At 43.3% G+C, this 15,070-nt stretch carries 14 protein-coding genes and 1 riboswitch; of the genes, 5 read left to right on the plus strand and 9 right to left on the minus strand.

The annotated features are described in order from the left end of the window. Nucleotides 1–603: 603 nt before the first annotated feature. The 3 genes from D1151_RS00005 to murI form a co-directional block, all read right to left on the minus strand. Nucleotides 604–816 (minus strand): hypothetical protein, encoded by a 213-nt coding sequence (locus D1151_RS00005; protein ID WP_160202645.1) that lies wholly within the window; start codon nucleotides 814–816, stop codon nucleotides 604–606. A gap of 310 nt (nucleotides 817–1,126) precedes the next feature. Continuing rightward, on the minus strand, nucleotides 1,127–1,660 hold the full coding sequence (locus tag D1151_RS00010) for a hypothetical protein (protein ID WP_161907495.1): 534 nt from the start codon (nucleotides 1,658–1,660) through the stop codon (nucleotides 1,127–1,129). A gap of 20 nt (nucleotides 1,661–1,680) precedes the next feature. Continuing rightward, on the minus strand, nucleotides 1,681–2,493 hold the full coding sequence (murI, locus tag D1151_RS00015; RefSeq protein WP_160202647.1) for a glutamate racemase: 813 nt from the start codon (nucleotides 2,491–2,493) through the stop codon (nucleotides 1,681–1,683). A 72-nt stretch (nucleotides 2,494–2,565) separates the two neighbouring features. On the opposite strand from murI, the gene pepF reads away from it, so the two are divergent. From pepF to D1151_RS00030, 3 genes are read left to right on the plus strand one after another with little or no spacing between them, the layout of a single operon-like run. Continuing rightward, nucleotides 2,566–4,365 (plus strand): oligoendopeptidase F, encoded by a 1,800-nt coding sequence (gene pepF / locus D1151_RS00020; RefSeq protein ID WP_161907496.1) that lies wholly within the window; start codon nucleotides 2,566–2,568, stop codon nucleotides 4,363–4,365. A gap of 42 nt (nucleotides 4,366–4,407) precedes the next feature. Then, on the plus strand, nucleotides 4,408–5,211 hold the full coding sequence (locus D1151_RS00025; RefSeq protein ID WP_161907497.1) for an NAD(+)/NADH kinase: 804 nt from the start codon (nucleotides 4,408–4,410) through the stop codon (nucleotides 5,209–5,211). Continuing rightward, nucleotides 5,208–6,251, plus strand: coding sequence for an RluA family pseudouridine synthase (locus tag D1151_RS00030; protein WP_160202650.1), 1,044 nt, complete (start codon nucleotides 5,208–5,210; stop codon nucleotides 6,249–6,251). Before D1151_RS00025 ends, D1151_RS00030 begins: the two co-directional genes overlap by 4 nt. 6 nt (nucleotides 6,252–6,257) lie before the next feature. On the opposite strand, the gene D1151_RS16960 is transcribed toward D1151_RS00030, so the two are convergent. From D1151_RS16960 to D1151_RS00060, 6 genes are all read right to left on the minus strand, one after another. Then, on the minus strand, nucleotides 6,258–8,600 hold the full coding sequence (locus D1151_RS16960; RefSeq protein WP_160202651.1) for an ABC transporter permease: 2,343 nt from the start codon (nucleotides 8,598–8,600) through the stop codon (nucleotides 6,258–6,260). Between the two features lie 2 nt (nucleotides 8,601–8,602). After that, nucleotides 8,603–9,364, minus strand: coding sequence for an ABC transporter ATP-binding protein (locus D1151_RS00040; protein WP_330588229.1), 762 nt, complete (start codon nucleotides 9,362–9,364; stop codon nucleotides 8,603–8,605). 61 nt (nucleotides 9,365–9,425) lie between these two features. Continuing rightward, nucleotides 9,426–10,706, minus strand: coding sequence for a HAMP domain-containing sensor histidine kinase (locus D1151_RS00045; RefSeq protein ID WP_160202652.1), 1,281 nt, complete (start codon nucleotides 10,704–10,706; stop codon nucleotides 9,426–9,428). Next, nucleotides 10,696–11,379 carry a response regulator transcription factor gene (locus D1151_RS00050; RefSeq protein WP_160202653.1) on the minus strand — a complete coding sequence of 228 codons (684 nt, stop codon included), beginning with the start codon at nucleotides 11,377–11,379 and terminating at the stop codon, nucleotides 10,696–10,698. Before D1151_RS00050 ends, D1151_RS00045 begins: the two co-directional genes overlap by 11 nt. Nucleotides 11,380–11,489: 110 nt before the next feature. Then, on the minus strand, nucleotides 11,490–12,602 hold the full coding sequence (locus D1151_RS00055) for an ATPase (protein ID WP_161907498.1): 1,113 nt from the start codon (nucleotides 12,600–12,602) through the stop codon (nucleotides 11,490–11,492). A 107-nt stretch (nucleotides 12,603–12,709) separates the two neighbouring features. Next, complete coding sequence (locus D1151_RS00060) at nucleotides 12,710–13,471, minus strand: DUF975 family protein (RefSeq protein WP_161907499.1); 762 nt, start codon at nucleotides 13,469–13,471, stop codon at nucleotides 12,710–12,712. 81 nt (nucleotides 13,472–13,552) lie between these two features. Here D1151_RS00060 and D1151_RS00065 point away from each other — a divergent pair, with 81 nt between their 5' ends. Further along, nucleotides 13,553–14,170, plus strand: a complete 618-nt coding sequence (locus D1151_RS00065; protein WP_161907500.1) for a thiamine diphosphokinase — start codon at nucleotides 13,553–13,555, stop codon at nucleotides 14,168–14,170. A gap of 44 nt (nucleotides 14,171–14,214) precedes the next feature. After that, nucleotides 14,215–14,326, plus strand: a riboswitch (TPP riboswitch). A 52-nt stretch (nucleotides 14,327–14,378) separates the two neighbouring features. After that, nucleotides 14,379–15,029 (plus strand): energy-coupled thiamine transporter ThiT, encoded by a 651-nt coding sequence (thiT, locus tag D1151_RS00070; RefSeq protein ID WP_161907501.1) that lies wholly within the window; start codon nucleotides 14,379–14,381, stop codon nucleotides 15,027–15,029. The last annotated feature ends 41 nt before the right edge of the window (nucleotides 15,030–15,070 follow it).

The raw sequence follows: 15,070 nt of genomic DNA on the forward strand, positions 1-15,070 counted from the left end.
GGTAACTTAACTTTAACACAAAAATGAGATCTTGCAATTTTTTTATTCAGTTGTAACACATCTATTGTAAACCTACATTGTTCTAATGCTACATATGGCGGAACATGAAAAGAAACTTCTATTTCAGAAACTGGTTATTTGACCGCACAGACCGTAAATTGGTATCATGCGGTCAGATTAGAAAATCCGGTTACAGCATTTCTGGCCGTAACCGGTTAGTTTTGAATCAATACGGTCAAAAAACTATCATTTGTCGGCTCTAAATGACGCAACGACATATTTATTATTCAAAAATATTACAATATTTTCCAAATCTGCAGATAAGACTACCCTGAATTTCTCTCAACCAGATGAATTTTCTTTGTGCAAATCTGTTTATCATCCTTTTTATGACCGTAATTAGTCTAAATGACGGGTTTGCGGTCATTTTAGGCTTCACACATTTTTTACAAATGACCGCAAAGGCTGTTTTTGGCTGCTGTGCGGTCAAATTTGTCGTTTCTAAGAGAATTCTTAGGATTTCGCATGCTTGAACAGATTCGCTTCCTTATAGCCACACAAAAAATCCCCCATCTACCAAAGTATGGGGGATTTTGATTTTGTTTAGAACAGTCCTCCAAAGAGGCCTCCGCCTCGGTTGTTGTCATTTCCGCAAAACAGAAAATACAGCACAACCAGTAAAATAAGTATACCCAGACCACTTCCGCTGTCGTTATTGCAGCAGCAATTGTTCTGCGGTCTCACGCAGCAGCATTCCGGCGCCGGCTCACAGCACGGTTCACACGGTTCGCAGCAGTCATTTCTGAAGTCTCCCATAAAAAACCTCCCTTATGTTTTATTTCATCATATGCGGGAAGCTTTCTATTGGTTACTGAAAGATACTAACCCTCAGCATTAGTACTTTTCACCGATTTTTCCAGAAAAGGTACTAAAAATTCGGGGTTATTTTTTACTAACGAAAAGATTTCTGGCGATAAAAGTGAAATTCAGTCATGTTTTTTAGACTTTTACGCTTTCATTTACATATAAACATCCAAAATATAGAAATTATTTCCTCAATTTCTATATTTTGAATGAAACAAATGCAGTACTTTCGTACCTTTTCGGTAAAAATCTGCGATAGGTACTAATTCTCCTCAGCAAGATCAGCGTAAGTCATCATAAATTCCTCTATTTCATAGCTGAGCGCGTTTGAAAAATCATAGAGATACTCTTCTCCGTTGAGTTTTTCCAGTCTGGCGTCGGCAAGAGCATCCCGGACCGGAACAAAGGATGTTTCTCCCGACGGCACTTTCCTTACCTCCACTTCACTTTCGGAGGAATACCAAAGTCTGAACCGATTAAACTCGTCTGCCAGATTCAGTTCTGCATTGTCCTCACCCTTGCGAACAGCCTCAGAAAGTCCTACCAACACACGCTTAATATTTTCAAGCAAGTTATACAGGTCAATCTGATCTCCCGGCACATTCTCCAAAGTTTCGTAAAAATAGCTTTCGCAGAGCTCTGCAAAGGTTTTCATATCCACATCAGTGATCAATTCATAGACTGCGTCGCTATCGATGAGACCCTCGTGTTCTACAAAATCAGCAAAATTCTCAAAGTACTCAAATTCGGCACCAGTTTCAATATCTAAAAGTGCAAATAATTCCTCTTTATCCATCGTATCCTACCTACTTTTCTTTAAATATCCAAATTCTTAAATCGAATGTTCAGTTCTTCTTTTTGCCTGCCCAGAATGTTCTGGATCATGTTGACAAAGTTTTCCGAAAGGTCGCTGGCATAAAATACATTTTCGCCTTCCCTTTCTGCAGCAAACATTTCTCTTTTTTCCAGCTCAATATGCACGGCTGTTGCCACTTCTTTGGAAGAACTGATTATGCGAAGTTCCGGATAAATCCGCTTCAGATTGTCACTAATCAGCGGATAGTGTGTACACCCCAGAACCAGACGGTTAATCTGATTCTCCCTGATAAAATCATCTAAATAATACTTGACGGTAAGGTCCATAATCTCATTGTCGATAATTCCCTCCTCAATTAGCGGCACAAAGGCAGGACAAGCCTTGGAATAAAGCTTAAGTCCCGGGTGCTTCTCATTGATCTTCTGCTCATAGGCATTGGACTTAACCGTCACTTTTGTTGCGATGATTCCAATGTGATCGTTCATATTGCACTTGTTTGCAATTACCTTTGCTGTCGGTGAAATGACGCCGATGACCGGAATATCAGGATAAGCCTTTCGCAAATCCTCAACACAGGTCGCACTCACCGTATTACAAGCAATCACAATCATCTTGACGCCCTGCTTAATCAAAAAATCTCCGATTTGCATAGTAAACTGCCTGATGGTGTCCGGCGACTTGGAGCCATAAGGCGTTCTTGCCGTATCACCAAAGAAGATAATCCTCTCTTTCGGCAGCTCGCGCATTATATGGGGAATACTGGTAAGTCCACCCAGTCCCGAATCAAAAAAACCGATTGGTCTGTTATCCATCTATACTATTCCTTTCAGTTTTGTGTTATACTACTCCTATCAGTCTTTTATTATACTACACTGGAGGTAGAAATGGGAAACAAAAAATTAAAAAACAGAAATGAAATTGATCCAAAGTATCAATGGAACATACAGGCGATGTACGCAAATGCTGCCGCATGGGAAAAGGATATCGAAGAAGTATTACAGCAAACAGCCGATTTTTCAAAGTTTCAGGGACATTTAACCGAAAGTCCCGACATGCTCCTTGATGCGTTTACAACAAAAGACGCTATCTGGCAGAAACTGGAGCGCGCTTATGTCTATGCCAGAATGAAACTGGATGAAGATAACCGTGTGTCCGCTCAGCAGGCCATGTACGACAAGGTCAGCGGTGTTATCGCAAAAGTTTCCGCTGCCATGAGTTTTATGACACCGGAGCTTTTATCCGCTTCTGAAGAAACCTTGCGCAGTTTTATCAAAGAGCTGCCCGCTCTTTCACAGTACACCTTTGTTATTGAAGATCTGATCCGTGAAAAGAAGCATGTACTTTCTAAAGAAGAAGAGAATATCTTAGCACAACTTTCTGAAGTGACTGATGCGCCGGATACAATCTTCACCATGCTGAACAATGCAGATATCAGTTTTGGTACTATCAAAGATGAGGACGGAGAGGAAGTTTCCCTCACCCACGGCAACTTTATCAGCTTTATGGAAAGTCACGATAGAAATGTGAGAAAATCTGCGTTTACCCACGTTTATGAAGCTTATAAAGGTCTTGTAAATACCATTGCTTCCGCTTACAACTACAATGTAAAAACCGATGTCATCGGTGCAAACATTCGACATTATGACTCTGCCAGAGCCGCTGCTCTTTCCGGCGGCAATATCCCGGAATCAGTTTACGATAATCTTATTACTGTCGTACATGAGTATTTACCCGTACTGCATCGCTATATCGACCTAAGAAAAAAGGTACTCGCAGTTGATGAACTGAAAATGTACGATATTTATGTGCCTCTCGTTGAAATTCCAAAGCGGAAAGTTTCTTTCGAAGAGGCTGTAAAAATCATGGAGGAAGGCTTAGCGCCTCTTGGAAAAACATATATGGATCGCGTTCTTTCAGGTATTGATGCCGGCTGGATTGATGTTTACGAAAACGAAGGAAAAACCAGCGGCGCTTACAGTTTCGGATCTTATGACAGTTTTCCTTATATCCTTTTGAACTATTCAGATACCTTAAAAGATGTATTTACGCTGGTGCACGAAATGGGTCACTCCATGCACGCAAGCTACACAAGAGAAACTCAGCCTTTTACCTATGGCAGTCACTCTATCTTTACGGCAGAAGTTGCCTCCACAGTCAATGAATCCCTGCTGATGCAGCATCTTTTAAATAAAGAAACAGATCCGACCATGCGCAAATATCTTCTGAATCTGTATATCGAAGAATTTAGAACTACCCTGTTCCGTCAGACTATGTTTGCAGAATTTGAACATATGACACACAAATATGTAGAAGAAGGCGGCTCTCTGACTGCTGACTGGTTATGCGAAAACTACGAAAAGCTGAACAAGGATTACTTTGGTGCCAGCCTTTCAGAAGACGAATATATCAAATATGAATGGGCAAGAATCCCGCATTTTTATAGAAGTTTTTACGTATATCAGTATGCAACCGGATATTCCGCAGCGACCGCCATTGCAGGCAAAATTCTCGCGGAAGGCGAGCCTGCTCGGAATGCTTACATCGAGTTCTTAAAAACCGGCGACAGCAATTATCCCGTAGAACTTCTCAAAATTGCTGGTGTTGATATGAGCAGTAAGGAGCCTGTACTTCTCGCCATGGAAACCTTTAAGCAGCTGGTAGAAGAACTTGCATCTCTCCTGTAAAACCTCTTGAAAAGCCATTTCAGATGTTATAGAATACTTGATATGAATAAAAAAATTTATATTTACGCCAACGACAGCGAAACATCTAAACGAATAGAAAAGCAGTTAAAACAAAAGCTGGATAATTCCGGCTTTGTTTTACTGCCAAAATACACCGAAAAAGCGGACCTTCTGGTCTGCATCGGCGGAGACGGCACCTTCCTAGAAGCCATACATAAGTTTGACTTCCCCACTATGCCGATCATCGGCATCAATACCGGTCATCTAGGTTTTTTCCAGGAGATCATGCCCTCTATGCTGGATGATTTTATCTTCTACTATACACAAGGACGCTATTCCATTCAGCAGCTTTCTACTGTTAAAGTGCGCATCACTACAGATATCGGAACTGCTGAGCATGTGGGACTCAACGAGGTGCTCCTAAAGGGCAATTCCACCTACTCCATTCACTTAAATATTTCCATCGGCGGCAGCTTTATTGAGCGTTTTTCGGGAGACGGACTGCTGATTGCTACGCCTGCCGGAAGCACCGCCTATAACTATTCTCTGGGCGGCAGCATTGTAGATCCGCGTCTGAAACTGCTTCAGGTTACGCCTGTTGCGCCGATGAATACCACCGCCTATCGTTCTTTTACTTCAAGTATTCTGCTGCCTTCGGATTTATCCCTTGGCGTTGTACCGGACATGAATGAGGAAAAGAATAAGCTGTGCGTAGTTTATGACGGCACCACTGCCGAATACGAAAATATCAAAGAAATCGAAGTCAGCTTCTCTGACATTCACGTCAACCTGATGCGCTTTGAAAACTACGATTTCTGGACGAAAGTAAAGAGTAAATTCCTATGAGCAAGTTTCAATATACCATCACAAAAGAAGACGAAGGCATGACCATCAAGGCCCTTCTCAGAAGCAAATTCAGCTTCTCCTCCCGCCTTTTGAGCAAGCTAAAATTCCAGCATCTTGTCTTTCTCAACGGAAAAGAAGTGGCAGGCTGGATTTCTCCTAAAGAGGGCGATGTACTATCTATTAAACTGCCGGAGGAAAAAAGCGACTTTCCTGCTGAAGATATTCCCATTTATCCTGTCTATGAAGACGATGACCTGCTCGTCATCAACAAACAGCCGGGCATTATCGTCCACCCCACCAAGGGACATCCTTATCACACCATCGCCAACGGTCTGATGAAATACATGGAGGATACCAATCAGTCCTTTAAAATCCGCTTCGTAAACCGGCTCGACATGGACACCACCGGTCTTTTAATCGTGGCAAAAAACTCCCATGCCCAGGACGATGTGGTAAAGCAGATGAAAGCTAATACTACTGAAAAACGTTACATCGCACTGGTCGCAGGTATTATTGCCGAAGACAGCTTTACCATCGACCTTCCTATCGGCAGACCAGACCCTGAGGATGTAAGGCGAAAAGTCATGGAGGAAGGCGGATACCCTTCCGTGACCCACGTAAAAGTCCTAGCCCGCTACGAAGGAAAAACCCTGGGCAGCGGACTTGCCGCCTACCAGGGCTATAAAGACAGCATTATGGAAGATGAAAAAGTCACAGAACCAGCATTTAAACCGGGTGATCTGATTACCGTAAACGGCGATTTAATTACAGTAACCGAGCTTCCTGCCGGATTTACGCTGGTAGAGCTGCTCCTTCAAACCGGCAGAACCCATCAGATTCGTGTACATATGTCTCATTTGGGTCACCCTCTCATCGGCGACCATCTCTACGGCGGCTATAATCCTTCCCTTTTAGATAGACAGGCACTGCACGCCTATATGCTGAGATTTTCTCACCCAGTGACAGGAGAGCCCCTTGAAATCAAAGCGCCGCTCCCTGCGGACATGGAAAAACTCATCGAAAAAATCAAAGAAGCCTGAGACCTTTTATTCACCGGATAAAAGGTCTTTTGGCGATATCCGTCTAATCCTTAGGGACAGAATACAGGTTACTGCGAAAACAAACAGAACCAGAAGTGCGCCGCAGACTGTAATAAATCCTATTGGCACTGTAAAGGTGCATTTTACTATCCCAATTCCCTGTAAGAACAAAGCTGTCAGCGGATTGATAATTAAAGCACTGATGATAAGCCCTACTGCTGCAGATAAAATCACAACAGGCATAAAGCTGAGCGCCGTCTGCAAGATCAGTTGCCATGTTGTAAATCCTAAGGCTTTCATAATACCATAATCTTTCTTTTTTCTATTGAGCATAATCCGAACTAGCAGGTACAATACGAATACCGTAATCAGAAAGCTCAATGCTAGAATTGCAATGACAATTATCTTCATCAATGAAACATAGACCTTCGAACCGCCTATAACAGCTGAAGCCACATTAATGGTGGTATTAACCTGCGTGCCGAAGGCTTCACTGATTTCTTCGTGAAACTCATCGATATCCACGCCTTCTGCCACATCAATATAAAAGCTAAGATTCTGTAAATCAGCCATTCTTTCATAGCCAGATCTCGTCAAAAGACAGTCCTTGCCCAAATTATTGGAAATCTGCGTCAGCCCGCAGATGAGATATACCGCCTCTTTACCACCGGCACTCAGCGTAATCTCATCACCTATTTCCAAATCTTTTTCCCCAGCATACTTGCCAGCAAGCGCCACCTCATTATCATACTTTGGAAATCTTCCGTCAAACACCACATTCTGATTATTTACATCGTTAAAATCGTCACAGCAGGTCATCATAAGAGCGACCCCGTCTTTATGGCGAACCTCCTCGCTGTGATAAAGATACACCTTCTCCACCTTCTCATCTTCTGCAAGACGCTGTAAAAAAGCATCTTCTGCGCTATGGTCGATGCTGATACAGGAATCCGCTGTTTCTCCTACGATTAGATTAATAAATGGCTCCATATTGACAATCATATTTTCTCGCATGAGTCCTGAGAATACGATAAACAAAGACAATACTAACACCGTAATTGCAGTCACAATATTTTGCTTTCGCTGTGACAGCCCTGCCTTCAGTCCGAGAGCAGCTGTTAGTGAAAAACGAGTCCTTTCCAGAGGAATGTAGCTCTTTGCAAAACTGTGAGTCCGTATCCCCTGACGCAGCGCTGTAATCGGCTCCAGCTTTTTTATGCGCCGCGCAGAGAGCCATACGACAAAGGATACGATGAGAGTCAACAGGCAAATCGTAATTACATATGGCATAGACAGAAAATGCATTTTATACGGTATGCCAGTCTGCGATATCATCATGTTGTTTATCATCGGAAAAATCCCGTAGGCAGCAGCTGCACCAAGACAAGATACAGGCAGCGCTACACCAGAAAACTGCAGGAGGAGCGATTCAACAAGCTGTCTGCTGGTATATCCCATGGCTTTCAGTGCACCCAGATTATGCATGTTTTCCTGTATATAATTGATTACATTAGAGGAGATCACTACCAGCGCAATCAGTGCAATAAAACAAGCCATAGCACTGACAATACTGGTACAAATCATCTGGGAAATATAGCGCGAAGATGTAACAAGCTCATAGGAATTGCTCACAATATAAAGGTCCGGGTATGCAGAAGATACTGCATTTTTCAAAACTGCCTCAAATTCCTGACTCTGCTCTTTATCCTTAATCCGAACAGACACCATCATAGTTTCTGCAGCGATTCCTTTATCCTTCAAAGCGTCATACCGGTCTTTGGTGAAGAGAACTGCCGTAATCACACAATTGTGAGAGCCTGCCATAACACTGTTGATAAATCCGCAGACAGGATAGTTTTCTACCGTATTTCCGATGGTGAAGTCTACGGTGCCGCCTGCTGTAATTCTGCCGTCCGTACCATAAAGCATGGGTAGATAGATCCCACTGCTACAATCTTCTTCCACAATTTCCACCTTTCCGATAGAACGGGACAGCGCGGTTTCCTTCTCTAAGATTAGCAGATTAGAATTAATCTCACCATCTCCATAGGGAAAAGAGCCTATCATCATATAGGCATCACTAAAGCTGTAATCTTCTGTCAGCACATTTGCAGTCAGTTCTTCTTCTATCGTCTTGCGAACCTCTGGGCTGCGGCTGCCAACTGCTAAGATGACATGCTCGGCATTAAGTTCTTCATGATATCTGTCAAAGTTTTCCTTATAATCCATAGAAAGCATGAGTCCCAGATTCAGCATAACAGAAGCAAGAAGCACAAGCGCAACGATAGCAGCAGTTTGCCCCTTTGCTCTGCGCAGATTGGCAGCTGCAATCAGAAAAAGTCTCTTCACGGCTACCACCCCATCTCTTCCAGAAATGCTGCAAGTTTTTCATGACGAGACTTATCGTCATGGACATAATGACCAAGATTGCACTCGCCCAAAATCATACCATCCTTTAAATAGAGGATTCGATTTCCTCTTCTGGCTGAACGCATATCGTGAGTCACCATCACAATGCTCTGTCCCTTTTCATGAAAGGATGTCAACAAATCTAGCACCGCAAGACCAGTTTTTGAATTGAGCGCCCCTGTAGGCTCATCTGCAAAAAGGATCTCCGGCGTATTAATCAGCGCCCTGACAATGCCAACCCGCTGAGCTTCACCACCTGAAAGCTGGGAAGGAAATTTATGCAGCATTTCCTCAGAAATGTCAACAAGCTTGCACAAACTTTTTGCTCTTTCAACCAGCTCCCGTTTCTTCTGGTTCACAAGAAGACCCGCAGAAAGAATATTATCCATCACCGTCATACCGTCAATAAGGTGAATCTGTTGAAACACAAAGCCGCAGTGTTTTCGTCTGAACACAGCAAGCTGATCCTGATTCAAATGAGAGATATCCTCATTACTAAAGGTAATTTTTCCAAGGGTCGGCGTATCCATGCCAGACAGCGCATATAGAAGCGTCGATTTACCTGCGCCGCTGGCACCCATAATTACAGTAAAATCTCCTTCGTAAAGGTTCAGGTCGATATTTTTAAGAACGTGCTGTAAAGTTCCTCCATTAGAAAAGGACTTGCTCAAATTCTCCGTCTCCAGCAGTATATTTTTCATCATAAAACCTCCATTTCAGCTTCTATTCTACCGCTGCAGCTGCTTAACAGTCTTTAGCAAATCCTTAAATAATCCTTAAATCTTCGCTTGCACTTAGCGCAATCTCCACGATGACCTTAAGGCCTTGTGCGCCGTTTGCTAACTTCAGACTTCCGCCCATTTCCTGCATAATATAATCCGCAATATAAAGGCCCAGTCCTGCGCCGGAATGCTCGCCCGCATTACTGCCCCGCTTAAACTTCTGCTTTAGCGTCTGCAGTTCCTCTTCCGCAACCCCGCCGCCACAGTCTTCTATGACGATGCGTAGATGCTTATGCTCAACTTCTGCAGAGGTTTCGATTTCAGTATCTGCGTATTTATATGCGTTGACAAAGATATTATCAAAAACCTGCTGCAGCCGCAGTAAATCCGCGTAAATCAAGCATTCTGGAATCTTTGGAACTTCGGTGCGGTGCAGATAATCAGCGCTAGCCAAAAGACCAAAAACCGCTCCGCTTTCTACATCTGCCGGCGTAACAGAAAGCTGCACAAGTTCTTCTAACGTAGCCGTCAAGAGATTATTTGTCAAAGCCGTAATCTGGTCAGCTTTTTCAACAATTCTTAGATAATTCTCTCTCGTTTTTTCATCAGCGGCAAGGGCGGCACCCACCTCTGCTGCAGCTTTGATACTAGCTACTGGTGTCTTGATATCGTGGGAAAGCTCAGCGACTAGTTCCTTTTTGCTGCGATTTGCCAAAGCCTCCGCTTCTCTTGCCTTTTTCAGCTCCACTCTCATCATATCAAAGGCTTCTGTAAAAGCACCAAAGATATTTCTTCTGTCCATTTCCAGCGGTATATCCAGGTTACCCTTCGCCACTTGCTTTGCAAAGTCACTCAGTTTCGCAAAAGGTTTTATCACCACTTTTGTAAGATAAGCAAAATACACAAGACAAATTAGAAGTTGCAGAAAAATCACGGCAGAAAGCGCCCAAATTAAGCGCCGCTGATTGCGCTGAAAAACTTCTGCAGATGTATTTTTGATAATCACCTTTCCCAAAACAACGCCGTCGATTTCCACGTCAAGTATAGTGTCACCGTGTACGATGGCTTTATGTATCGTATCGCTTTCTCCATGGGCTGTCCGAAACAGCACGTTACCTTCTGTATCAATGACTGTATAGTCCATCCCTTCAGCCTGCTGATGATGAGCCAAATCCGTCCAGTCCTCCTCCACAGACTGCAGTACACGATTGACTGCCACGCTATCCTTAGAAAAATCTTTGCTGGAGCCTGCCGCAAAGAAAAGAATACCCAATTCCGCTACAAAACAGATGATGAGAGAAATGACAAATGCTCTATTTTTCATTGATTTCCCCCACAAATTTGTAACCTTCACCCCAGACCGTCAAAATATATTTAGGATTTGCAGAATCTCTTTCAATTGCAGCTCTAATCTTTCTGATATGTACATTGAGGGTGCCGTCTCCTGTGAATTTGTCTTCCCAAACATTTTCAAAAATCTCTTGTTTAGACACTGTACCGCTGCTTTCCATCAAATAGACCAGAAGCTTAAATTCCATAGCAGTAAGCTTTACAGGCTCGCCGCCTGCAAAAACCTCACGGGCAGTAAAATCAACACGAAGATAACCGTCGTCGTAGCAAGTATTTTGCGCTCTGCCGTAACGCTTCAGCACCGCTTTCACCTTCGCCAGAAGTACGCCAAGAGAATAAGGCTTCTGTATATAGTCATCACCGCCGATGGAAAGTGCCGCAATTTTATCATCGTCGCTGCTTCTTGCAGAAATAAACAGGATCGGAATATCCGTCGTCTCCCGCAGCTCTTTACACAAAGAAAAACCGCTGCACTCACCAAGATTGATATCTAAAAGAAGCAAATCAATTGTATGTTCACTTAAAAATGCCAAACATTCAGCGCCGCTGTACACCGCTTCTGTTTTCACATCGAAGAGATTGAAGTACTCCGCCGTGCTGTCCGCCAACATTTTTTCATCGTCTACGATTAAGCAATTGTAATGCATGTCCTACCACCTTTTTCTCTATTGAATGCTCTTATTATAACCGCTTGGAAAAAGAATAGCAAGAAGGCACTTGCCTTTGGTCCCTCTGACCCTGGCAAGTGCCTTTTCATCTACTTCAAAATCTCTGCTACAGTGTCTTCCACCAGCTGATCGATTTTCTCAAAATCCATATTTCTAATATACATCTTCTCTACAAGGTCGTGGGTCTCCTTGGCTCTTGCCAGCGCATCCATGGCCTCCTGAATCAAAGAAGCGTACAGCTTTGAGAGTTTCCCGATGATACCTGCGTTCTTTTCAGCGAAGTAAGTGCTCTGATAATCGCTGATATCCACCATAGTGATTTCTTTCAATGTGCCTTCTTCCCCGGTGATTTCCCAAGGCTCCAGATCGTGCCACTTGTTTGTGGTGATGAATGCAAGACCCAGCTCAGGCACCAGCAGATGTTCCAGTTTATAGGCAGGATCCATCGGACAGTAGAAGCTTTCCACGTCGAAGCCGCGGTACACAGCACCATCCTGCAACACGTTCATAAAGCTTGTATTGCTGTAGCCCTCCGGTACGTTAATCAGGTAGATTTTCTTGGACTGCTGCAGCAGGGTTTTCAGATAGGAAATACTGCCCTCCCATGTGAGACCCGTTGCAAAGAATTTTTTTACTGCACCAGACTTAAAAGAAATATCATATTTCTGATATTCCTGATCGATGATATCTGCAGCCAACTTGTAAATCTCAGAAACCTCAATTCCGTCATCGTAGATGGTTGCCATGCTATCGTAAATTTTCTTTGCTGCCGCCAGATAATTATAAGCGATTTTGTACCATCCGGAGCATTCTTCGTTATAGCGGATGATGTCCTCCTTGCAGTCTGCGATTTTCTTGTCGTTCCAGAATTCTCCGAAGTTAATGATGTAATCAACAGCTCCCGGCGTAATGGGATCTATAACATGAGGGCTGGTACCGTCCACAAAAGCGATTTTTCTATCCGGCAGAATGATTCCGTCCAGGGAATTATCGTCTGCAGAGCAATGCAGAAAATCTACACTTTCCCCCGCTTCCGAAAGTCTTTTGCCCACCTTCTTTAAAAAAGTAGATTTTCCTGTGCCGGGACCGCCTTTAATGCAAACGATACGGCTTGCCTCACGCTGTCCAAGAATGTATCCGTAGTAAGAGAAAAATCCCTCTGGCGTATTATTGCCAGGGAAATAGTGACGTATGATAGACAATGTAATTCCTCCAATCTATTTCTGATTCTCTATCATATGAAGGAACCCTTGTCACTTGTTCCAACTGAAAAAGCGCCTTCCTAAGAAAGCGCTCTTTATAATCATTATTAGAAGTAATAGCTATCTTCCGGCGAAGGCTCTGACTTTGCAACCAGATGACCACTGGCTAAATCGTAAAATACCACTCGTGTGACGTAAAGATATGTCAGCATAAAGAAAACTGGAATAGAATATACCAAATCAATAATTTCGCCAACTATGCCAGGAATTATTGGCATAAATGCGCTCGGAATTGCGGCCAGAATTGCCCAGCCGATAAAGGACAGCATCAGGCAGAAAAACTTGCCCTTGTTGCCATTCATCATACGTTTGCTCTCCTCGATACATTCCATAACGCCCTTGTCTGGATGATCAGCAAGAACATAGAATGCCTGACTGTAACGAATTGCCGCAATAATTCCTGGAACTACCAAAAGCAACGCCCACAGGGCAATGAAGATATTCTGTACGACAAACAGGCAAAAAGCCTTTGGAAAGTTCTCAAATCCATTGAAAATGCCTGCTGGATTGCTTTCCTTTCTGCGGAAAAATCCAATCATAAAACTGCAAAGTCCCAGCTCAAAGGCGCCGGTCAGCACTAGATTATACAGTCTGGCTACATAAGAAAGACTAATGGATTGTTCAAAAAACGTATTATAGTAATTGTAGGATGCAAAAGGCATTAGATAGCCTAAAATAACCGGAATTGTCATTGTCATTACATAGTACAAAAACACACCGATTGCCACCTGAGGCCAGCAGCCTTTCAGAGAGCTGCGCGCAATAGCACGAATTTCAGAACTGGTTTCTCTTACAATAATATTGTACATATAAAAACTCCTTATTTTAAACTCGATAAAAATATTATATAATATCTGTAGAATAAATACAATTGAAATCGGAGAATTCCTATGGAAAAAACCTTAATTATTACTTCACACCTTGAACACACAGATAGTCTGACCCTTGATTTTTCTGAGTTTAATAAGATTATCTGTGCCGACGGCGGCCTGCTTATTGCCCAAAAACTGGGGCTTTCTCCTGACTTTCTCATCGGCGACTACGATTCCATGAACGTACCTTCCGGCGATGTCATCAAGCTTCCCATGGAAAAGGATATGACCGATAGCGAAGCTGCCATTGATCTGGCAGTTTCCAAAGGTTATAAAGATATTACCCTCCTCGGCGGGCTTGGAGGCCGCTTTGACCATACCATGGGCAATATCGGCATGCTTGCAAAATTTTGCGGCACAACCATTCGTCTTAGCCTTATTGATGGACAAAATTACCTCTTTATGGTTGCGCCCGGCACTTACACGGTTCCAAAAAACGCCTATACCTATCTGGGTATTATCAGCTACGGAGACGATGCAAAAAATGTCACCCTCCGCGGTGTCAAATATCCACTAACGAATCACCACCTGACGAATAAAACCACTTTAGGTGTTAGCAATGAAATTATCTGTGATTCTGCTACAGTTTCTTTTACGGACGGCATGCTTCTCATTATTCTGTCCAAAGACCTGTAAAATTAACCATTGACAAAATGGAAAAATCGCACTATCCTTATTATTGTATTCGCTAGGGGAGCTTTTGCTGAGAATGACTGTCAGCCTGCGGGCGCAGCCAGACCCTCAACACCTGATGCAGTTAGTACTGCCGTAGGGAAGCATTGATTATATCACATATGCCAGGTTCAGTTCCCCTCCAATCATTTACAAGATGGAGGTATTTTTTATGTTCAAAAACATGCAGGGATTCTTTGAATCCACCATTGGTCACGTCGTCATCATCGCCGTGATTGTCGTATTTTTTGCTTTAATTCTAATTCCGTCCAAGGAAGAACGGGAAAACAAATCACAAAAGCCTGATGCAAAAGCGCTGACTATTTCAGCTCTTCTTGCTGCGCTGGCGTTAGGTCTTGGACAGCTGAAACTCTTTGAAATGCCATTTGGCGGAACGGTTACTGTATTTTCCATGCTTCCCCTCGCCCTCTGCGGCTATTTTCTGGGGACCCGCCGAGGCGTCATCTGTGGCTTTGTCGTGGGACTTTTGAATCTGCTGTTCAGCCCTTACGTCATTCACCCCGTGCAGCTTCTTGTGGATTATCCCTTCGCTTTTGGCGCTCTGGGACTTGCCGGCGTATTTAAGGATAAGAAAAACGGTCTTGCAAAAGGCTACGTGCTGGGACTCTTCGTGCGTTATATCTGTGCAGCCCTCTCCGGCATTGTCTTCTTCGGCAGCTATGCACCTGAAGGATTTAACGCGGTTACTTGGTCTTTATGGTATAATTTCACCTATCTTGCCGCTGAAGGAATCCTGACATTGATAATTATTTCACTTTCTCCTGTGAAGAACGCTTTTGAAGGGTTGAAAAAGAGCTTATAAAGTGTTATATTATTAACAAGGACTATTTTTCTATATATGTA

Source organism: Emergencia sp. 1XD21-10 (genome assembly GCF_009936045.1).
Lineage (GTDB): Bacteria > Bacillota > Clostridia > Peptostreptococcales > Anaerovoracaceae > Senimuribacter > Senimuribacter intestinalis.

What these genes read in the sequence shown, in the direction of transcription:
- D1151_RS00005 (WP_160202645.1), bottom strand. Translation starts at nt 816, where the DNA reads ATGGGAGACTTCAGAAATGACTGCTGCGAACCGTGTGAACCGTGCTGT.
- D1151_RS00010 (WP_161907495.1), bottom strand. Translation starts at nt 1,660, where the DNA reads ATGGATAAAGAGGAATTATTTGCACTTTTAGATATTGAAACTGGTGCC.
- murI (WP_160202647.1), bottom strand. Translation starts at nt 2,493, where the DNA reads ATGGATAACAGACCAATCGGTTTTTTTGATTCGGGACTGGGTGGACTT.
- pepF (WP_161907496.1), top strand. Translation starts at nt 2,566, where the DNA reads ATGGGAAACAAAAAATTAAAAAACAGAAATGAAATTGATCCAAAGTAT.
- D1151_RS00025 (WP_161907497.1), top strand. Translation starts at nt 4,408, where the DNA reads ATGAATAAAAAAATTTATATTTACGCCAACGACAGCGAAACATCTAAA.
- D1151_RS00030 (WP_160202650.1), top strand. Translation starts at nt 5,208, where the DNA reads ATGAGCAAGTTTCAATATACCATCACAAAAGAAGACGAAGGCATGACC.
- D1151_RS00040 (WP_330588229.1), bottom strand. Translation starts at nt 9,364, where the DNA reads ATGATGAAAAATATACTGCTGGAGACGGAGAATTTGAGCAAGTCCTTT.
- D1151_RS00045 (WP_160202652.1), bottom strand. Translation starts at nt 10,706, where the DNA reads ATGAAAAATAGAGCATTTGTCATTTCTCTCATCATCTGTTTTGTAGCG.
- D1151_RS00050 (WP_160202653.1), bottom strand. Translation starts at nt 11,379, where the DNA reads ATGCATTACAATTGCTTAATCGTAGACGATGAAAAAATGTTGGCGGAC.
- D1151_RS00060 (WP_161907499.1), bottom strand. Translation starts at nt 13,471, where the DNA reads ATGTACAATATTATTGTAAGAGAAACCAGTTCTGAAATTCGTGCTATT.
- D1151_RS00065 (WP_161907500.1), top strand. Translation starts at nt 13,553, where the DNA reads ATGGAAAAAACCTTAATTATTACTTCACACCTTGAACACACAGATAGT.
- thiT (WP_161907501.1), top strand. Translation starts at nt 14,379, where the DNA reads ATGTTCAAAAACATGCAGGGATTCTTTGAATCCACCATTGGTCACGTC.